Genomic DNA, 19,247 nt, shown 5'->3' with positions numbered 1-19,247 from the left:
CCAGCAGGCATCCATGGCTGCCGGCCAAATCCTGCTATTCAAATCATGTGCCAGCGCAGCATTTTGTAAATTATCTAGTTAATACAAATGGGTATATATTTTGCATCGCATTAAGTGGACCGCGGTTCATGCCCGTTAAAAGGCAGAAGCTCAAAGAATAAGCGCCGAATCGGAATGCTCAGTATTTGATCAAATCGAGCGCTTACCGGCGGCGCGCCACGTCGAAAGCGGCCAGATAGCCGGCGATATCGTCGGGGTTGAATTCGGGGCCAGCGAAGGCACCCAGGCCGCGGGCGCCGACGTCCCCGCTCCTGCCGAGCGCGGCGTCATAGAGGTCGGGGCGAAACACCGCCTGCACCGTCTTCAGCGCCGCCGGGCTGACGGCAGTCTGCCCCCAGCGCGCCATCTGCGCGTAGAGCCACGCCGCCTGCACGGGGTCGGGCCGCGCTGTCCCTTCGCGCGCCACCAGGAGATAGCGGCGGCTTTGGCGCAACGAGCCGTCGGGCGAGATCTTGAGCTGGCCATCGAGCGTGCGCCGGATCACCTCCATGTCGACGGCGAGCCGTTCCGGATGCGCCAGGATGCGGGCGGCCTCGGCGCGGTTCTCCAGGCTTTCGATGAAATCTCCGGCGCGTTGCGCGGCGCGCACGAGCTTTGCGACCACGTCCGGATGGCGTTCGGCCCAGCTCTGCCGGAGCGCCAGCACCTTTTCCACCGCATGCTCCAGGATGTCGGAGACGAAATGCAGGATGTGACCGATGCCGCGGTCGACCGCGATCGAGTTCCAGGGCGCGCCGACGCAGAAGGCGTCGATATGGCCGCTGGCCAGGCTATCGACCATGTAGGGCGGCGGCAGCACCACGAGACGGACATCCTCGTCCGGATCGACCCCGGCCGCAGCCATCCAGAACCGAAGCTGGTAGTTGTGGGTCGAGAACGGAAACGTCATGCCGAAGGTCAGCGGCTCGGCGCCGCGCTTGCGCCTGTGCGCCACGACCCGCGCCAGCGCCCGCGCGGTGGCCATCGGATCGAAGCGGTCGCCCTCGAGCTCGTTCACGAGCGCGCCGTGCAGCGCGGGCGACACCGTGATCGCATTGCCGTTGATGCCGAGGTTGAAGGGAGCGACGATCGGAACCTTGACGTGGCCGAGCCCGAGGCTGGATGCGATCGCGACCGGCGCCAGGAGATGCGCGGCGTCGAACAGGCCGATATTGAGCTTGTCGCGCACGTTGGACCATGACACTTCGCGCACCAGGGTGACGTCGAGCCCCTCCTCCGCGGCGAATCCCTTGTCGACCGCGACGATCAGCGCGGCGGCATCGACCAGCGGAATGAACCCGATGCGGAGCGGCATGCTCATTTCAGCATCTCCGAGGCGGTGATGATCGACTGCGCGATCTCGCTCATCTTCTTCTTCTCGCGCATCGCGGTCGAACGCAGCAGCACATAGGCCTCGTCCTCGGTGAGGCCCTTCATCTTCATCAGGATGCCCTTGGCGCGGTCGATCACCTTGCGATCCTCGAGCGCGGTCCTGGTGCGGTCGAGTTCGTCCTGCAGCTTGGCGAAAGCGTTGAAGCGGGAGACGCAGAGATCGAGGATCGGCTTGATGCGCTCCTTCTTCAGGCCGTCGACGATATAGGCGGACACGCCGGCGTCCACGGAGGCCTGGATCGAGGCCGAATCGCTCTGGTCGACGAACATCGCGATCGGGCGCCGTACCGCACGGCTGACCTGGAACATTTGTTCCAGCACGTCGCGGCTGGGATTCTCCAGGTCGATCACGATGATGTCGGGGTCTACGGCGTAGATCCGCGACAACAGGCTTTGCATCTCGCTGATGCGCACGACGCTGCTATAGCCCGCCTCACGCAGCCCCTCCTCGAGGATCGCGGCGCGGATCGGGCTTTCGTCGACAATCACGATTTTGGGCGACTGTTCGGCGCTCATCGACCATCCAACTGACCCGGCCCCGCATCCATACCATGACAAGGCCCAGCTCAAAGCCTTGTAATTCTAGGCAATTCAGACTAGTGCTCCGATTTCGAAGTTCGCAAACCGCCTGGGCACTCTCTGATGCGAACTTCGGAATCAAAGGAGCACTAGAAAATATGATTTCTAGTGCGGTCTTGAATTTGAAGTTCCTGTGGGCAGCCCAGCCGCGAAACTGACAGGAACTTCAAATTCACCGCACTAGCTCCTTGCCATTCCCGATAGGTACAGCAGGACATGTCGCAGGCCGCCGCGCCCAAAGTCAGTTTCGTTTCACTCGGATGTCCCAAGGCGCTGGTCGATTCCGAGCGCATCATCACGCGCCTGCGTGCCGAGGGCTATGAGCTCGCGCGCAAGCACGACGGCGCCGACATCGTCATCGTCAACACCTGCGGTTTTCTCGACAGCGCCAAGCAGGAATCCCTGGGCGCGATTGGCACTGCGATGGCCGAGAACGGCAAGGTCATCGTCACCGGCTGCATGGGGGCGGAGCCGGAAGCGATCGAGCAGGCCTATCCGGGCGTGCTCTCGATCACGGGCCCGCAAGCCTATGAGAGCGTGCTGGAAGCCGTGCACCGCGCGCTGCCGCCGGCGCACGACCCGCATATCGATCTGGTGCCGCCGCAGGGCATCAAGCTGACGCCCCGCCACTATGCCTATTTGAAGATTTCCGAAGGCTGCAACAACCGCTGCAGCTTCTGCATCATCCCGAAGCTGCGCGGCGACCTGGTGTCACGGCCGGCCGACGATGTGCTGCGCGAGGCGGAGCGGCTGGTGAAGGCCGGCGTCAAGGAATTGCTCGTCATCTCGCAGGACACTTCGGCCTACGGCATCGACGTGAAATATGCGGCGAGTCCGTGGAAAGGCCGCGAGGTCCGCGCCAAGTTCATTGATCTCGCCCGCGAGCTCGGCGAGCTCGGCGCCTGGATACGTTTGCAATATGTCTATCCCTACCCGCATGTCGACGAGGTGATCGGCCTGATGGCGGACGGCAAGGTGCTGCCCTATCTCGACATCCCGTTCCAGCATGCGAGCCCAGAGGTCCTGAAGGCCATGAAGCGCCCCGCGGCGCAGGACAAGACGCTGTCGCGCATCAAGGCCTGGCGTGAGCAATGCCCCGATCTCGCGCTGCGCTCGACCTTCATCGTCGGCTTCCCCGGCGAGACCGATTCCGATTTCGCCTATCTGCTCGATTGGCTCGATGAAGCCGAGATCGATCGCGTCGGCTGCTTCAAGTATGAAGCGGTTGCCGGCGCCGCCGCCAACGCGCTGCCAGGCGCCGTGCCCGAAGAGGTCAAGCAGGAGCGCTGGAACGCGCTGATGGCGCGCCAGCAGAAGATTTCCGCGCGCAGGCTCAAGCGCAAGGTCGGCACGCGGCAACAGGTGATCGTCGACGAGGTCGGACCGACGGTGGCGAGGGGCCGCTCCAAGGCGGATGCGCCCGAGATCGACGGTGCGGTCTATCTGTCGAGCCGCCGGCCGCTCAAGGTCGGCGAGATCGTCACCGCGAAGATCGAGCGCGCGGACCAATACGATCTCCACGGCAGCGTCGCCGGTTTCTGACAGCAAGCTTTCCAAACTTTAATCGATCCACGCGATCACGTGCGCCCGCACGCGCGCTGGCGCGGCGCAAGCGGTGCCAGCAGCTTGCAGAAAGAACGACAGAAACAGCTTGAGGGCGCCTGAGCGGGCGCCCTTTTTTGCTGGTGCGCGCAAACCCTCGCCTGCCCCGTTGACGCCATCGGTATAATGGAGGAACATTCCATTATATTGGACGGACGATTGCAAATGGGAAAATCCATCGGCAAGGCCGCGACCAGGCCCGCCACGCCCCCCAAGCCTGACATCGATGCCGCCATCGCAGCGCGCATCCGCAGCCTGCGCGACGCACGCGACTTGTCGATCGAAGCGCTTGCCGAAAAGAGTGCCGTGAGCCGTTCGATGATCTCGCTGATCGAGCGCGGCGAGACCAGCCCGACCGCGGTGCTGCTGGAGAAGCTTGCAGCCGCGCTCGGCACCACGCTCGCCGGCCTGTTCGAGCCGCAGGGCGAGCCGGGAGGGCCGGTCGCGCGCAAAGCCGACCAGCCGCTGTGGCGCGATCCGGCCTCCGGTTATGTCAGACGCAACGTGTCGCCCGCGGGAGCGCCGGTTCAGATCGTCGAGGTCAGCTTTCCCGCGGGCGCCGAGGTTGCCTATGAGACGACGCGGCCCAAGCGCATCCATCACCAGGTCTGGGTGCTTGCGGGCGCGATCGAGGTGACGGTCGGCTCCGAGACGCACCGGCTTGTGGCCGGCGACTGTCTCGCCTTCGTGCTCGACCGTCCAACCCGGTACCGCAACCGGACACGCCAGTCCGCGCGCTATGCCGTCGTCATCGCCGAGGGATAGCCATGAACGCGTGCATTCGGCGTCTCGCTGATCCGACCGAGACGGAAATCGCGCAGCTTTCCGCGGTCTTGATCGATTGCGTCGAGGGCGGCGCGTCCGTGAGTTTCATGCTGCCGCTGTCGGCGGAAAAGTCCCTCACCTTCTGGCGCCGTGTCGCCGCTGATGTTCGCCGGGGTACGCGAATCCTGCTCGTCGCCGAGGACGCGCGAGGCATTGCCGGCACGGTGCAGGTCGCGCTCGAGATGCCCGAGAACCAGCTCCATCGTGGCGACCTGGCGAAAATGCTGGTGCATCGCCGTCTCCGCAACCAGGGCGTTGGCGCGGCGCTGCTGCGCGCCGCGGAAGACGCCGCGCGCGAGGCCGGTTTAAGTCTGCTCGTGCTCGACACAGTGACGGGCGGCGAAGGCGAGCGGCTCTATCAGCGGCTGGGCTGGTGTCGTGTCGGCGAGATCCCGGACTTCGCGCTGTGGCCCGGCGGCGGCTTCTGCTCGACCACCTACTACTACCGCAAGCTCGCCTGAGCGAAGGATCGCACCATGGAGAGCTGGCATGTCGCGGCCGCGCTTCTGAGCGCTGCGTTGCATGCCGGCTGGAATGCGGCGGTGAAGGTAGACCGGCAGCCGCACGGCATCATGACGGCGCAAATGGTGATCGCGGCCGTGATGGTGCTGCCGGCAACGGTCTGGAGCGGGTTGCCGTCGCCTGCGGCGTGGCCGTGGATCGCCGCTTCAACCACGCTGAACATGCTGGCCGTGACCGCGCTGCTTCGGGTTTATGCGCTGTTCGGCTTTGGTATCGGCTATCCCGTGGTCCGCGCGCTGTCGGTGATGCTCGTGGTGCCGATCGCCGCATTGCTCTCGGGCGAGAGACTGTCGGTTTACGGGCTGGGAGGCGTCGGATTGATCGCGCTGGCGCTGGTCCTGCTCGGCCTTGGCAATGACGGTCGCGCGTCCCGGGCCGGCACGCCGCGGGCAGGCTGGTGGATCGTCGTTGCCGGCGTAGCGACGGCGGTCTACGTGATGTGCGACGCCAAGGGCGTGCGCGCGGCCGGCTCGCCCTTCGCCTACGGCTTCGTGATCTGCGTGACGAATGCCGCGGCGATGCTGGCGTTGCAGGCATCGCGCGGCATCAGGCCCTGGCACGTGATGCAGCATCACGGGTTGAAGGCGATCCCGGTCGCCGCGGCATCGGTTGCGTCCTACCTCCTCATCCTCGTGGTTTGGAGCCGCGCGCCAATCGCGCCGGCGGCAGCGCTGCGCGACACCAGCGCGGTGTTCGCACTCCTGATTGCGGTATTCTGGCTGCATGAATCCCTGACCCGCCTGCGCCTCGCCGCGGTGATCTGTGCGGCCGTTGCAATCCCGCTGCTGCGGTGGGCCTGACAACACTCCTTGACATCGGCCACCGTTCGGCTGTATGGCCGCATCCCATGATCTCGTTCCGGACCAAAACCCGCGCCCGCTGCCGCCGTCACGCCCGTGACGCCGATGGGGCGCGCCATGTCCGACGACTGCGCTGAATAGCTAGATCAGCACCGTTTTCGAGAAGGCCGCACCCTCAAAAGTGCGGCCTTCTTGCGTTTTTGCCGGCCGTTTCCCCAAACCTCCAGGAGATCGACATGACCCACGCGACCCATCCGTTCGACGCGCTGATGGAGATCACCGCGCGCCCGAAAACCGTGTTCGTGAAGGGCGAAGGCGCTTATCTCTGGGACGATACCGGCAAGCGCTATCTCGATTTCATCCAGGGCTGGGCGGTGAACTGCCTCGGCCATTCACCGCCTGCGATTGCGGAAGCCGTCGCCGCGCAGGCAAAACTCCTGCTGACGCCGAGCCCGGCCTATCACAACGCGGCGAGCCTGAAGCTTGCGCAGGCGCTGGTCGAAGCGAGCTGTTTCGACCAGGTGTTTTTCGCCAATTCCGGCGCCGAAGCCAACGAGGGCGCGATCAAGCTCGCGCGCAAATTCGGCAGCCTGCACCGAGGCGGCGCATTCGAGATCATCACCTTCGAAGGCGGCTTCCACGGCCGCACGCTGGCGACGATGTCGGCGTCCGGCAAGAAGGCGTTCGAGCCGCTGTTCGAGCCGAAGGTGCCGGGCTTCCGGAAGGCGCGGCTGAACGACATCGGGTCCGTGAAGCAATTGATCTCTGCGAACACGGTTGCCGTGATGCTGGAGCCGATCCAGGGCGAAGCCGGCGTGTGGCCCGCGACCGATGCATTCCTGCGCGAGTTGCGCACGCTGACACGGGAGCATGGCTTGCTGCTGATCGTCGACGAGATCCAGACCGGCATGGGCCGCACCGGCGGCAAGCTGTTCGCCCATGAGCATGCCGGCATCGCGCCGGACATCATGACGCTCGGCAAGGGCATCGGCGGCGGGGCGCCGCTCGCCGCGCTGCTCGCGACCGAGCGCGCCTCCTGCTTCGAGCATGGCGACCAGGGCGGCACGTTCAACGGCAATTCCCTGATGTGTGCGGTCGGCCTTGCCGTGCTTGACCAGGTGGCGCAGCCGGCGTTCCTGAAAGCCGCCGCCGATGCCGGCCTCCATCTCGAAAGCGAATTGCAGAAGCTTTCCGCGCGCCACGGGCTTGGCGATGTGCGCGGGCGCGGCCTGCTGCTTGCGCTCGATTTGAAGCTGCCGATCGGACCCGCGATCGTCGCGCAGGCGTTCGAGGCAGGTCTGCTTCTCAACGCGCCGCAGCCGGACGCGCTGCGCTTCATGCCTGCGCTCAACGTCACCAAGCAGGAGATCGCCGAGATGATCGAAGGGTTGGACGCGATCCTGACCCGCGCCGGCGCCGCCAGGCGCGTCGCATAGGAGGAGATCATGGCGCTCGGTTTGAGGCCGCCGGAGCTGCCGTTGACCGGAAGCTGTCCTTGCAAGGCCGTGCGCTTTGCAGTCACGGCCATGCCGCTCCTCGTCTACGCCTGTCACTGCACCGAGTGCCAGCGTTGGTCGGGCAGCGCCTTCTCGCTGGCGATGCCGGTCGCGGCGCGGCACTTCGCATTGACCCGCGGCGCGCCGAAAGCCTATCGGCGCACCACGGCAGGCGGTATCGAGAGCACGAACTGGTTCTGCGGCGACTGCGGCGGCGGGGTTTTCGGCGAGCGCACAGCACAGCCCGACGTCGTTACCGTCAGGGCCGGCACGCTCGACGACACCTCGTGGCTGCGGCCGGCTGCCCATCAGTACCTGCGCAGCGCCCAGGCCTGGCAGCGTGTGCCAAATCGCGCCGAATGTTTCGAGATCATGCCCAACGATTTCGGGGCGTTAGCAGACCTGTGGGGGCGGATGTGGCGCGTCAATGCGGGGGCCGACTAAGGTGCCGCGCGTCGCCGCCGGTCGACTGTGTTAGGTTTGATGCTCTCGAGCAGCGAGGGCCCAATGATCAAGGTGCTGATGGAGCGGGACCTGCCCGCAGGTTTCGATGTTCTGGACGATGCACAGGCGGCGCGGCATGCGCGTATCGCAGTCGATGCGCTGGCCGCGTTGCTTGGCAAGATGCACTGGCTTTGCACCTATGCGACGGACGACGGGAAGCTGTTCGGCCTCGTTGTCGTTGAAAATGAGCAGGTGATCGAGGATTTCGTGCGAAACGCCGGAATCGACGCCGGTATCAAGATCCATCGCGTCTTGCGCGTTCTCGATCCGTCACTTGCGGCCCCCTCGCAATCGACGGCACGATAGGTCGACAGGTCGTTGGCATCTACGGCTTCAGGATCGACGCGCCCGTGGTGTTGCGGCTCTCGAGGTCGACATGCGCCTTCGCCGCATCCTTCAGCGCATAGGCGTGGTTGATCGGCACGTGCAGCTTGCCGTTGATGACCGCGGCGAACAGCGTGTCCGCGCCTTCGAGCAGTTCGGAGCGCTTGCCGATATAGTCGTTGAGCTTGGGCCGCGTCGCAAACAGCGAGCCGTGGCTGTTGAGCTCGGCAATCGCGAACGGCGGCACCGGGCCCGACGCGTTGCCGAAGCTGACGAACATGCCGCGCGGCCTCAGGCATGACAGCGAGCCCGGAAAGGTCGCCTTGCCGACGCCGTCATAGACGACGTCGCAGAGCTCGTTACGGCTGATCTGCTTCACCCGTGCGACGAAATCCTCTTCGCTGTAGTTGATCACGTGGTCGCAGCCATTGGCGAGCGCGAGCTCGGCCTTGGCGTTGGAGCCGACCGTGCCGATCACATGCGCGCCGAGCGCCCTCGCCCACTGGCATGCGAGCAGCCCGATGCCGCCGGCCGCGGCATGGATCAGGACGCGGTGGTGCGGCTCGACCTTGAAGGTCTTGTGCAGCAGATACCAGACCGTCAGCCCCTTCAGCATCAGCACCGCGCCCTGCTCATAGGTGATGTGGTCGGGCAGCTTGACCAGCCGTTCCCAGGGGATGTTGCGCTCGCCGGTGTAGGCGCCGAGATTGTGGTAGTAGGCGACGCGGTCGCCGGGATGGAAATTCGTCACGCCGGGGCCGACGGCGACGACTTCGCCGGCCGCCTCATTGCCGGGGATGAACGGCACGCCGGGTGCCTTGTAGAGGCCGGTGCGAAAGTAGACGTCGATGAAGTTGAGGCCGACCGCATGCTGGCGGATGCGCACCTCGCCCGGGCCCGGCGCCGGCACGTCGACGGCTTCGTAAACCAGGGCTTCAGGTCCGCCTAGCTTGTGCACGCGCACAGCCTTGGTCATCTGATTTCTCCTTCAAAATTCCTTGGTAAGCGAAAGCCATCGTCGCCGCCTTGTCAACTCGGCGGGGTCACCTTCGCCCGCTTGCGGTTGCGGCGGGCGACCACGTTGAAAAATTCGACCGCGGCCGAGAAGGCGATCGCGAAATAGATGTAGCCGCGCGGAATGTGGAAACTGAATCCGTCGGCGACCAGCGCGACCCCGATCAGCACGAGGAATGCCAGCGCCAGCATCTTGGTGGTCGGATGCTCTGCGACGAATCGCGCGACCGGTCCCGACGACGCATACATGATCAGGCAGGCGATCACGACGGCGGCGATCATGATCTCGAGATCCTGCGCCATGCCGATCGCGGTGATGATGGAGTCGAGCGAGAACACGAGGTCGACGACGATGATCTGCAGTATCACCCAGACGAAGGCGCCGCCGCCCGATCTGCCCTCGCCGGCTTCGTCGCCTGCCTCGACCTCGGCATGGATCTCGTGTGTCGTCTTGGCGATCAGGAACAGTCCGCCACCGATCAGGATGATGTCGCGCCAGGAGAAGTCGAGGCCCTTCACGGTGACGACCGGCTGCGTCAGCCCGATCAGCCACACCAGGAGGCTGAGCAGCAGGATGCGGAACACCAGCGCCAGCGCCAGCCCGATCTGGCGCGCGCGCCTCGCCTGCGCCTTTGGAATGCGCGAGACAATGACCGAGATGAAGATGACATTGTCGATGCCGAGCACGATCTCGAGCGCGGTCAACGTCAATAGCGCGGCCCAGGCTTCCGGGCTGGTGAGCAGGTCGATCATGATTTGAGCGACCGCAGCAGCCGGATTGCGCCATCGCTCGCCACCACATAGGCCGCAATCGCGCACAGCGCGAGCTTGACGGCAAGTCCGACCTGGAAGTCGGCGATCAGCGTGTAGATCCCAAGCACGGTCCAGACCGCGATCAAGGTCAGCGTCAGCCAGCGCAGCCGCACCACCCGCACCGGGTGCAGGACATGGAACGGCGCAAAGGTCAGCGCGATCAGCACCACGGCGACGAGCGTCGACAGCGCCGGCGGCCAATGCAGCAGGAAGAGGTAGAATGCGGCGATGTTCCAGAGGCCCGGAAAGCCGCGGAAATGATTGTCCGCGCTCTTCATGCGCCGATCGGCGAAATACAGCGCGCCGCTGACGACGATGCCGACGCCGACGATCGGGCCGGCAAGCGGCAGCAGAAGGCCGCTCGCGGTGATCGCATAGGCCGGCACGAACACGTAGGTGACGAAGTCGACCACGAGGTCGAGCACGTCGCCGGACCAGTTCGGCTGCAGCCGCACGACGTCGAGCCGCCGCGCGATCGGCCCGTCGGCCGCGTCGATGAGCAGCGCGAGCCCGAGCCACGCAAACATGCTGGCCCAGTGCTCACGCACCGCCTCCAGCATTGCCACCAGCGCAACCCCGGCGCCGAGCGCGGTGAGGACGTGCACGGAGAACGCCGCGGCACGGGCCGCCACGGTCGCTCGCCGGGGGGTGGATGAAAGCACCTGATTCATCGATGGCAGTGTTAACAGGAATCGCTAGTGTGACATTCGTAAAAGGACTCGCGGCGACATGATACGAATGTCAGAACCGGGACACTAGCCTTTGCAGCGCTTGCGGCGTTCGGCCGCTAAAAAGCCGGTGGAACCGATCGAGCCGGCCTTGCGGCTTGAAAATGCCTGAGGAAGTGTCAAATGTGCCGGCATGAACCAGGTATCCGGCTCATTCGATGTGATCGTGGTCGGCGGCGGGCCGGCGGGCCTTTCGGCGGCGATCGCGCTGTCGCAAGCCGGCGCACGCACCGCGCTGATCGCTCGCCGCGCGCCCTATGCCGACAACCGCACCACCGCCCTGCTCGGTGCCTCCGTCGATTTCCTCGACGGGCTCGACGTCTGGCGGCGCTGCCGGGACAAGGCGGCGCCGCTGAAGGCGATGCGGCTGGTCGACGACACCGGGCGGCTGATCCGCGCGCCCGAAGTCAGCTTTGCCTGCGAGGAGATCGGGCTCGACGCCTTCGGCTACAACATCGAGAACCGCGAGCTGGTCGCGGGCCTGGAGCAGCGCGCATCGGAATTGTCCAACCTGACGCGGCTTGATGACGAGGCGGTGACGGTCGATCCGGGCGAGACCGAGGTCGGCATCACGACCGGCGCCGGCGGCGTGGTCACCGGGCGTCTCGTGGTCGGCGCCGACGGACGCCAGTCGCTCTGCCGCGAGGCCGCCGGCATTGGCGTGCATCGCCGTGATCTGCATCAGGCGGCGCTGACCTTCAACGTCGGTCTCGCGCGGCCGCACCGCGACGTCTCGACCGAATTCCACACGCCGGCGGGGCCGTGCGTGTTCGTGCCCCTGCCCGGCAACCGCTGCAGCGTGGTGTGGGTGGCAAGCCCCAAGGAGGCGCAGCGGCTATTCCTGCTCGGCGACGACGAACTGGCCGAGGCCGCGGAGAGGCAATCGCACTCGATTTTCGGCCGCGTCCGCATCGAGGGCGGGCGCCACCTGTTTCCGCTCGCGATCGAGCGTCCGGCCAAATTCGCCGCGCACCGGGTCGCCCTGGTCGGCGAAGCCGCGCATGTGATTCCGCCGATCGGCGCGCAAGGACTCAACATGGGCCTGCGCGACGCCGCCGACATCGCCGACATCGTGCGGGCCGCGCTGGAATGCGGCGAGGATGTGGGCGCGCCCGCGACGCTGCGGCGCTATGATTCCGCGCGCCGCCCCGACGTCGTCAGCCGGACCCTCGCGATCGACTTGGCGAACCGCTCGCTATTGAGCGATCTCCTGCCGCTGCAGGCGGCCCGTGCGGCGGGCCTGCATCTGATCGGCGCGTTCGGCCCGATCCGACGCCTCGCCATGCGCGAGGGATTGGCGCCGTCCTGGCGCTCGGCGGGACGCTCGTCTCGCGGTAGTTAAGGAAAGACGAGCCGGCCGCTCTGGATGAACCACATCACGCTGGTCAGCGTGACGATGGATGCGAACGTGCCGATCAGGACCGCGACGGACGCGGGCTCGACCCAGGTGTCGTTCTGCCGCGCGATCACGAAGACATTGAGCGCCGGTGGCAGCGAAGCCATCAGCACGGCGGTGGCCGCCCATGGCTGGGCGAATGGTCCAAAGGCGAGCATCAGGCCGAACACGATCAGCGGGTGGATCAGGAGCTTGATCGCGATCACGCCGGGAATCTCCCATGGCATGCGCGCGAACGGACGCAGCGCGACCGTCACCCCGAGCACGAACAGCGCCATCGGCGCCGCCGCGTTCTGCAGGAACAACAGCGTATTGTCGACGGCAACCGGCAGGTGAACGTGAAAGCCTGCCGCGAGCGCGCCGGCGCAGGCCGAGACGATCAGCGGGTTGGAGGCGATCTGCCTCACCACGACGGACAGCGCGTGCGACAGTGATGGATGGTCGCGATCGGTGAGCTCGATCAGGAGCGGCACCGCCGCGAACAGGAAGATGCTGTCGCAGCAGAAGATCAGCGCGGTCGGCGCCGCCGCCTTGGCCCCGAGCACGGCGAGCGCCAGCCCCGGACCCATATAACCGATATTGCCGTAGGCGCCGGAAAGCCCCGCCATGGTCGCCTCGCGCAGCGAAAGCCGGCCGACGAAACGGCCCATCGCCAGCGCCAGCACGAAAGCGCTCATGGTGCCGAGCGTCGTCGCGATCAGGAAGGGCGGATTGTTGAGCTCCGCGAACGGCGTTTTCGACATGATGACGAACAGCAGCGCCGGCAGCGAGACGTAGAGCAGGAAGAAGTTCATCCAGGCCAGCCCGGCCTCGGGCAGGCCCTTGGCCTTGCCGCAGGCGAAGCCGATCAGGATCAGCCCGAAATAGGGCAGCGCGAGATTGAGGACGTCGACCATCGGGAAAATCGTCAGATTCACGGGTAATTGCGTGCCGCAACGCCCCGCGCAAGCCCATCGGGAAGATGAAATCGGGCCGCCACCCCTAGTAACGGCCGCACCGATGGTCTATTTCGACAGCATGATCAAAGCAAGAACTGCCAAATTCCAGATCGGGCAGATCGTGCGCCACCGGGTGTTTTCCTTCCGGGGCGTCATCTTCGATATCGATCCGGAATTCAACAACACCGAGGAATGGTGGCTGTCGATCCCGGAAGAGGTTCGGCCGCACAAGGATCAGCCGTTCTATCACCTGCTCGCAGAGAATTCCGAGACCGAATACGTCGCCTACGTGTCCGAGCAGAACCTGCTGCCGGACGATTCCGGCGAGCCCATCCGCCATTCGCAGGTGTCGGAGATCTTCGTCAAGGACAAGGCGGGCGGCTACCGTCCGCGCAATTCATCGCTGAACTAGCTGACCGCGAAAACGGAAATCAGCCAACAAAAAGGGCGCCGCATGGGGCGCCCTTTCGTTTTCGCGGGATACGGTCCCGCTCAATTGCTTGGCTTGGCCGCTGCGGGAGCCGCGCCCGCTCCGCCCTGGGTCCCCTCGAGCTTCTTGCGGGTTTCGTCGGCGCGCTTCTGCAGCTCTTCCTGCAGCTTCCTCTGGGTCTCCTCGAACACCTTCGGATCGGTCGGCGGGCCGTCGAAGGCCTTGGCGAATTCGCCAAGCGGCAGCGGCAACGTCAGCGGCGCGCCGTTGGAGTTGATTGCCTGAACGACGAGGTTCTGGCCCTTCTTCATGCTCGCGAGCAGTTCCGGGGTCGCCTCGTAATCCGACATGCAGCCATTGGCGAAGCAGATCACGTAGGGCGACTGCTGTGGCTGGTTGTTGTCGACGATGATCCGGGTTCCATGGACGAGCTGCATGCCGAGCGGCAGCGTCACGCGCAGGATCTTCTTGGGCTCGCCTTCCGGCTCGATGATGACGGCGGCGATCACGGGCTGGCCGGACTCGATGCGCCCGTCCTTGCCGGTGAAGCAGACCTGCTTGGCGTTGGCGTCCTGGCCCTTCAGGCAGAACTTGGTCCAGGGTGCATAAATGAGCTGCACCTGCTGGTCCTGCGGCTGCCCCTGCGGAGGCTGGCCGGCAGGCGCTTGCGCCTGGGCTCCGTTTGCCGGCGGTTGCGCGGGGGCCTGGGCGGCCGGCGCGGGTGCCGCAGGAACCTTGGGCGCCGCCTTCGGGGCAGCCTTCTTCGGGGCCGCGGGGGCCGGCGCCGGCGTCTGGGCCTGAGCGTCGAGCGCGAGGGGAACGGCCAGCACGGTCGCCGCCACCAGGGCGAGAAGGCGTCCACGCGGCCGGCTCGGCGCGGCCAAGATACGGAAATTCATTGCGGAAAACCCTTTCTGAACGGGAGGCACCCGAAACCCCTGCAGGCACCAGATCTGGCCGCTTCGCGCGGGCTGTCTCCTCGTCAATTAAGGCGGATACGTGACCGGCCCGCGATCAGGCTCGATCGCCCGCCTTCATACAGCGGTGAACGAAAAGATCAATGCCGACAAGCATCTTTGGACAGGGTCATCCACCTTGACCGGATCGCCATGTTAAAAGCCGACGGTGAGCCGTTCCGAATCAAATCCGTGCGCGTTCTCATCCGTCTTTCGGCGCATGTGCGGGCGTAATGCGACCGGCGCGCTGGCGCTGGCCTTCGGTCTCGTGATCGCCGCTTCCGGCGCGGCGCAGGCCGGCCAAAGCTACGCCATCGCGATGCATGGGGCGCCTGCGCTGCCGGCCGGTTTCGACCACATGCCCTACGCCAATCCCGATGCCCCGAAAGGTGGCCGGCTGGTATGGGCGCTGCCCGGCGCTTTCGACAGCCTCAATCCGCTCATCGTCAAGGGCTCGGCGGTGCAGCAGATTCGCGGCTACGTGGTCGAGAGCCTGATGGCGCGCGGCTATGACGAGCCCTTCACGCTCTACGGTCTGATCGCGCAGAGCGTCGAGACCGACGATGCGCGCAGCTACGTCACCTTCCACATCGATCCGCGCGCCCGCTTCTCCGACGGCACGCCCGTGCTCGCCGACGACGTTCTCTTCTCATGGGCGTTGATGCGCGACCACGGCCGTCCCAATCACCGCCAGTTCTATTCCAAGGTGGCCAAGGGCGAGGCGCTCGATCCGCTCACCGTGCGCTTCGATCTCGGCGGCGGCGGCGACCGCGAGCTGCCGCTGATCATCGGGTTGATGCCGGTGCTGCCGCGCCAAGCGACCAATGTCGCGACCTTCGAGGAGACCAGCATGACCGCGCCGGTCGGCTCCGGTCCCTACCGCGTCAGCGCGGTCAGGCCCGGCGCAAGCGTGACGCTGACGCGCAACCCCGATTATTGGGGCCGCGATCTGCCCGCCAACCGGGGCTTGTGGAATTTCGACGAGATCAGGCTCGATTTCTACCGCGAGGCGAACGGCCAGTTCGAGGCGTTCAAGCGCGGCCTGTACGATTTCCGCGTCGAGACCGAGCCGCTGCGCTGGCATGAAGGCTATGATTTTCCGGCAGCGCGCAATGGCGACCTGATCCGCGAGGCGATCAAGACCGGCATGCCGCGGCCGTCGGAGTTTTTCGTCTTCAATACCCGCCGCCCCGTGTTTTCCGATATCCGCGTGCGTCGCGCCCTGACGCTGCTGTTCGACTTCGAGTGGATCAACCGCAACTATTTCTTCGGGCTCTATTCGCGAAGCCCAAGCTATTTCGCGGGCTCCGAGCTGTCGGCCGCCGGAAAGCCCGCTGATGAACGCGAAAAGGCGCTGCTCGCGCCGTTCGCCGCGCAGATCCCGCCCGATATCATGGATGGCAGCTACCATCTTCCGGTCACCGACGGATCGGGCCGCGACCGCGCGACATTGCGCGCCGCGCTGACCCTGCTGGCGGAGGCCGGCTACGCGCTCGACGGCGCGGTGCTGCGCCAGCGCACGACGCGCGCGCCGCTTGCCTTCGAGATCCTGGTGACGAGCCGCGACCACGAGCGCATCGCGCTTGCCTATCAGCGCGACCTCAAGCGCGCCGGCATCGAGGCTTCCGTGCGCGTCGTCGATCCCGTGCAGTTCGACCAGCGCAGGCTCGCCTTCGACTTCGACATGATCCCGAGCCGCTGGGACCAGTCGCTGTCGCCGGGCAACGAGCAGTCGTTCTACTGGGGCAGCGAAGCCGCCGATCTGCAGGGCACGCGCAACTACATGGGCGCCAAGAACCCGGCCATCGATGCGGCGATCGCGGCAATCCTGGCGGCGCGGGAGCGGCCGGCTTTCGTCTCGGCGGTCCGCGGGCTCGATCGCGTCCTGATGTCCGGCGTCTATACGATCCCGCTTTATAATATCGGCGAGCAATGGATTGCGCGCTGGAATCGGATAGAACGGCCGTCAAGGACCGCCCTCACCGGCTATCTTCCCGAAACCTGGTGGTACAAACCGGACGCTGCTGCGAAGTGAATGTCGTGAATCCCGCCAACGTATCGCCGACGCTGGACGTCCTGTTTCAACGCATCCTGGCGCGCAAGCCGGATGCGCCGGCGCTGATCGATCCGCTCAACAAGCCGCGCATCACCGGCCAGGCGCCGCTGCGGCTCAGCTACCGCGAGGCGGATCGCGCGATCACGGCGCTATCAGCGCATTTCATCGAGGCCGGGCTGCCGGCCAATTCCATCATCGGCGTGCAACTGCCGAACACGGTGGAGTTTGCATTGACGGTGCTGGCCGCGCATCGCGCCGGGCTCGTCGTGGCCGTGCTGCCGCAGCTCTGGCGCCATGCCGAACTGGTCGCAGCCCTCAACCGCACCGCGGCACGCGCCATCGTCACCTCGAGCACCATCGACGGCGTCGCCTATGCCGAGCTCGCGATGAACGCCGCGGCCGAGGCCTTCTCGATCCGCCATGTCTGCGGTTTCGGCACCGACCTGCCCGACGGCATGGCATCGCTGGACTACGCGATCGCCAATCCATCGACCACGTCCCGCACGGTGATCCAGGACGGCCGCAAGGCGGCGCTGGTGTCCTTCGACGTCACGCCGCAGGGTTTTCGGCCGGTGCCGCGTCCCCATCTCAGCCTGATCGCCGGGGGGCTGGCGATTTCGCTGGAGAGCGACATCCCGCAGGGCGCAACGCTGATGTCCGGCTTTTCGCCGATGTCGTTTGCAGGGCTCACCTCCTCGCTGGTCGCGTGGCTGCTCTCCGGCGGTACGCTGGTGCTGCACCATCCCTTCGAGACCGACGTGCTGGAGCAGCAGATCAACGAGGAGCGCTGTGACACGCTGGTGGTGCCGGCGCCGCTGGCGCTCCGGCTCGACGAGCTCAACATCGCTGCGCGCATGCCGAGCCTCTCCAACGTCGTCGGGCTGTGGCGGGCGCCCGAGCAGGTCACCTCGAGCCCCGATTGGACCGCGCGACAGGCATCGCTGACCGACGTCTATCTGTTCGGCGAGGCCGGGCTGTTCGGCGCGCGCCGCGGCGCCGACGGTGTGGCGGCACCGGTCAAGCCGGGATCGCATGGCACGCGGCGCGAGCTGCCGGGCTCGTCGATCTCAGGCGAAATCCTTGTGACGCCGAAGGGCACGTTGGGCTTGCGCGGGCCGATGGTGGTGGTCTCCGCCTATGCGCCGCCCGCGCCGCCGCCAGATCTTTCGCTAGCCCAGGCGCCACGCGACTATGTCGACACCGACTATGCCGCGCGGATCGATCGCACGACCGGCGCCATCAACATCACCGCGCCACCTTCCGGGATTGTCACCGTCGGCGGCTACCGCTTCCTGGCGCATGACCTGCAGGAATGGGGACGCCGGCTCGGACAGGGGGCGTTGCTCACGGCGCTGCCCGACCGTCTCAGTGGCCATCGCTTGGCCGGGCGCGCACCCGATAACGCGCGCGCCCGCGAAGCGCTCCTAGAACTTGGCCTCAACCCCCTGATGGTAGAGGCTTTTCGGGACCGGGCGGGTGCGCCGTGAGCTGCCACCCGAAGAGCGCGTTGACGCGCCATTAAGCGCGGCGACCTAGGATCATCGCTCCCTCATTTGTAGCGCTTTTCGCTCGATGTCCCAGCCGGGTCCCATCATCGTCCTGTCGGAAGCCGGGCGGCCGTCCTTTGCCAAGGCGCTTGAAGAAGCCGCTTTGTTTCCGCTCGTCGATGCGACCTGGCTCGATGCCTCGCGCGCGATCGACCTGGTGCAGCCCGCCGCCGTGGTCGCCGCCGTCTCCGAGGCGGTCGAATTGCGGCTGCAGACCCTGGCGCGGCAGATCGCCGCCCGCCAGCCCTGCCTGCCGCTGGTGGCTGTCGATCCCGACATCGCACTTCCGCAAAATGTGCTGCCGTTCGGACAGGCTGGCGGCCAGCCCGATCGCCTGATCAGGCGTCTCAACGCGGCGCTGCGGGTACGTGCGCTGCATGCGACCGTGATGCGGCGGCTCGACGCTGCGGGCCAGGTCGAGCTTGCCGGGATCGATCCGGTACGCGAGGCGACGGTGCTCCTGATCGGCCGCGGCGGCCCCTACCCCGCGCTGTCGGTCGCGCTTGGCGAGCGGATGGGCCTGGTCGGGGCGCTCAGCATCGAGGCGGCCGCCAAACATCTCAACAGCCGTGACATCGACGGCATCGTGCTCGGCGACGGTTTCACGGCGCGGGTCAGGGACGCCTTCCTCACCGTGCTGTCGGAAGATCCGCGCTTCCGCAACCTGCCCGTCATCCTCACCTCGCGCGAGCTTGCGCCTGGCTACGAGCTGCCGAACCTCGAAATCATCAGCGGCGATGCTGCGCGCATCGCGACCAATGCCCTGCCGCTGATCCGCCAGCACGCGTTCGAAGCGCGGCTCGCCCGCACGCTGCGTTCGATCGACGCCGGCGGGCTGCTCGACCCGCGCTGCGGGCTTTTGACCGCGGAGGCCTTCAGCCGCGATTTCGCGACCGCCCTCTACCAGACCGCGGCACGCGGCGCCGCGCTTTCGGCGGCGCGCTTTGCCTTCGATGCAGAGGAGGAGCGCGCGGAGTTCGACGGCGCGCGCATCATCAGCCGTCTGATGCGTCAGATGGATTTCGGAGCGATGCAAGCGGATGGGTCCGTCGTCGTGGTGTTTCCCGAAACCGATCTGCGCGATGCGCACATGATCGCGCGGCGGCTGTCGGCGGTGATGCGCCACACCGCGCATGGCCGGCGCGGCACGCGCTGCGAGCCGGCGGTCACCGTCGCGACCATGATGCCGAACGATACGGCGAAGTCGCTCCTGGCACGGCTGTGCGACGACGCGCAGCGCGCCGTGTCCTGATCCTTTCAATCCCATCGAGGAACATTTGTTCCTG

At 66.1% G+C, this 19,247-nt stretch carries 19 protein-coding genes; 12 read left to right on the top strand and 7 right to left on the bottom strand.

Going from position 1 to position 19,247, the window contains the following annotated elements; all coding sequences use genetic code 11:
• Nucleotides 1-202 precede the first annotated feature (202 nt).
• The gene (locus tag QOU61_RS18770) at nucleotides 203-1,360 is read right to left on the bottom strand and encodes a CmpA/NrtA family ABC transporter substrate-binding protein (RefSeq protein ID WP_289652694.1); all 1,158 of its coding nucleotides are present in this window, start codon (nucleotides 1,358-1,360) and stop codon (nucleotides 203-205) included.
• Nucleotides 1,357-1,947, bottom strand: a complete 591-nt coding sequence (locus QOU61_RS18765; protein ID WP_289652693.1) for an ANTAR domain-containing response regulator — start codon at nucleotides 1,945-1,947, stop codon at nucleotides 1,357-1,359. The genes QOU61_RS18770 and QOU61_RS18765 overlap by 4 nt, the downstream gene beginning before the upstream one ends.
• Before the next feature lie 279 nt (nucleotides 1,948-2,226).
• Between QOU61_RS18765 and rimO the strand changes: the two genes are divergently transcribed.
• The 7 genes from rimO (at nucleotide 2,227) to QOU61_RS18730 (ending at nucleotide 8,065) form a co-directional block, all read left to right on the top strand.
• Nucleotides 2,227-3,552, top strand: a complete 1,326-nt coding sequence (gene rimO, locus QOU61_RS18760; RefSeq protein ID WP_289652692.1) for a 30S ribosomal protein S12 methylthiotransferase RimO — start codon at nucleotides 2,227-2,229, stop codon at nucleotides 3,550-3,552.
• 225 nt (nucleotides 3,553-3,777) lie between these two features.
• Entirely contained in the window at nucleotides 3,778-4,377 is a 600-nt protein-coding gene (locus QOU61_RS18755; protein WP_289652691.1) for a helix-turn-helix domain-containing protein, read from the top strand.
• Nucleotides 4,378-4,379: 2 nt separating this feature from the next.
• Nucleotides 4,380-4,898, top strand: a complete 519-nt coding sequence (locus QOU61_RS18750; RefSeq protein WP_289652690.1) for a GNAT family N-acetyltransferase — start codon at nucleotides 4,380-4,382, stop codon at nucleotides 4,896-4,898.
• A 15-nt stretch (nucleotides 4,899-4,913) separates the two neighbouring features.
• Entirely contained in the window at nucleotides 4,914-5,759 is an 846-nt protein-coding gene (locus QOU61_RS18745; protein WP_289652689.1) for an EamA family transporter, read from the top strand.
• Between the two features lie 236 nt (nucleotides 5,760-5,995).
• Nucleotides 5,996-7,195 carry an acetylornithine transaminase gene (locus tag QOU61_RS18740; protein WP_289652688.1) on the top strand — a complete coding sequence of 400 codons (1,200 nt, stop codon included), beginning with the start codon at nucleotides 5,996-5,998 and terminating at the stop codon, nucleotides 7,193-7,195.
• Nucleotides 7,196-7,204: 9 nt separating this feature from the next.
• Nucleotides 7,205-7,699: a GFA family protein gene (locus QOU61_RS18735; protein ID WP_289652687.1), complete on the top strand. Its 495-nt coding sequence runs from the start codon at nucleotides 7,205-7,207 to the stop codon at nucleotides 7,697-7,699.
• A 63-nt stretch (nucleotides 7,700-7,762) separates the two neighbouring features.
• Nucleotides 7,763-8,065, top strand: coding sequence for a hypothetical protein (locus tag QOU61_RS18730; RefSeq protein ID WP_289652686.1), 303 nt, complete (start codon nucleotides 7,763-7,765; stop codon nucleotides 8,063-8,065).
• Between the two features lie 19 nt (nucleotides 8,066-8,084).
• On the opposite strand, the gene QOU61_RS18725 is transcribed toward QOU61_RS18730, so the two are convergent.
• From QOU61_RS18725 to pcsA, 3 genes are read right to left on the bottom strand one after another with little or no spacing between them, the layout of a single operon-like run.
• Nucleotides 8,085-9,059 (bottom strand): quinone oxidoreductase family protein, encoded by a 975-nt coding sequence (locus QOU61_RS18725; protein ID WP_289652685.1) that lies wholly within the window; start codon nucleotides 9,057-9,059, stop codon nucleotides 8,085-8,087.
• A gap of 53 nt (nucleotides 9,060-9,112) precedes the next feature.
• On the bottom strand, nucleotides 9,113-9,850 hold the full coding sequence (locus tag QOU61_RS18720; protein ID WP_289652684.1) for a TerC family protein: 738 nt from the start codon (nucleotides 9,848-9,850) through the stop codon (nucleotides 9,113-9,115).
• Nucleotides 9,847-10,581, bottom strand: a complete 735-nt coding sequence (pcsA, locus tag QOU61_RS18715; protein WP_289652683.1) for a phosphatidylcholine synthase — start codon at nucleotides 10,579-10,581, stop codon at nucleotides 9,847-9,849. The genes QOU61_RS18720 and pcsA overlap by 4 nt, the downstream gene beginning before the upstream one ends.
• Nucleotides 10,582-10,771: 190 nt before the next feature.
• Here pcsA and QOU61_RS18710 point away from each other — a divergent pair, with 190 nt between their 5' ends.
• A complete protein-coding gene (locus QOU61_RS18710; RefSeq protein WP_289652682.1) occupies nucleotides 10,772-11,980 on the top strand; it encodes a UbiH/UbiF family hydroxylase in 1,209 nt (402 codons plus the stop codon).
• On the opposite strand, the gene QOU61_RS18705 is transcribed toward QOU61_RS18710, so the two are convergent.
• On the bottom strand, nucleotides 11,977-12,930 hold the full coding sequence (locus QOU61_RS18705) for an AEC family transporter (protein ID WP_289661594.1): 954 nt from the start codon (nucleotides 12,928-12,930) through the stop codon (nucleotides 11,977-11,979). The two genes, QOU61_RS18710 and QOU61_RS18705, sit on opposite strands and share 4 nt — an antisense overlap.
• A gap of 121 nt (nucleotides 12,931-13,051) precedes the next feature.
• Here QOU61_RS18705 and hspQ point away from each other — a divergent pair, with 121 nt between their 5' ends.
• Nucleotides 13,052-13,384 carry a heat shock protein HspQ gene (gene hspQ / locus QOU61_RS18700; RefSeq protein WP_289661592.1) on the top strand — a complete coding sequence of 111 codons (333 nt, stop codon included), beginning with the start codon at nucleotides 13,052-13,054 and terminating at the stop codon, nucleotides 13,382-13,384.
• Nucleotides 13,385-13,464: 80 nt separating this feature from the next.
• Here the strand turns inward: hspQ and QOU61_RS18695 are convergent, their stop codons facing one another.
• A complete protein-coding gene (locus QOU61_RS18695; protein ID WP_289652681.1) occupies nucleotides 13,465-14,301 on the bottom strand; it encodes an invasion associated locus B family protein in 837 nt (278 codons plus the stop codon).
• A gap of 277 nt (nucleotides 14,302-14,578) precedes the next feature.
• On the opposite strand from QOU61_RS18695, the gene QOU61_RS18690 reads away from it, so the two are divergent.
• The 3 genes from QOU61_RS18690 (at nucleotide 14,579) to QOU61_RS18680 (ending at nucleotide 19,213) form a co-directional block, all read left to right on the top strand.
• Nucleotides 14,579-16,393 carry an extracellular solute-binding protein gene (locus QOU61_RS18690; protein ID WP_289652680.1) on the top strand — a complete coding sequence of 605 codons (1,815 nt, stop codon included), beginning with the start codon at nucleotides 14,579-14,581 and terminating at the stop codon, nucleotides 16,391-16,393.
• Between the two features lie 5 nt (nucleotides 16,394-16,398).
• On the top strand, nucleotides 16,399-17,901 hold the full coding sequence (locus QOU61_RS18685) for a class I adenylate-forming enzyme family protein (protein ID WP_289652679.1): 1,503 nt from the start codon (nucleotides 16,399-16,401) through the stop codon (nucleotides 17,899-17,901).
• 85 nt (nucleotides 17,902-17,986) lie between these two features.
• Nucleotides 17,987-19,213 carry a GGDEF domain-containing protein gene (locus QOU61_RS18680; protein WP_289652678.1) on the top strand — a complete coding sequence of 409 codons (1,227 nt, stop codon included), beginning with the start codon at nucleotides 17,987-17,989 and terminating at the stop codon, nucleotides 19,211-19,213.
• Nucleotides 19,214-19,247: the final 34 nt, after the last annotated feature.

The organism is Bradyrhizobium sp. NP1 (assembly GCF_030378205.1).
GTDB lineage: Bacteria > Pseudomonadota > Alphaproteobacteria > Rhizobiales > Xanthobacteraceae > Bradyrhizobium.
This window is presented reverse-complemented; position numbering and strand designations above follow the sequence as displayed.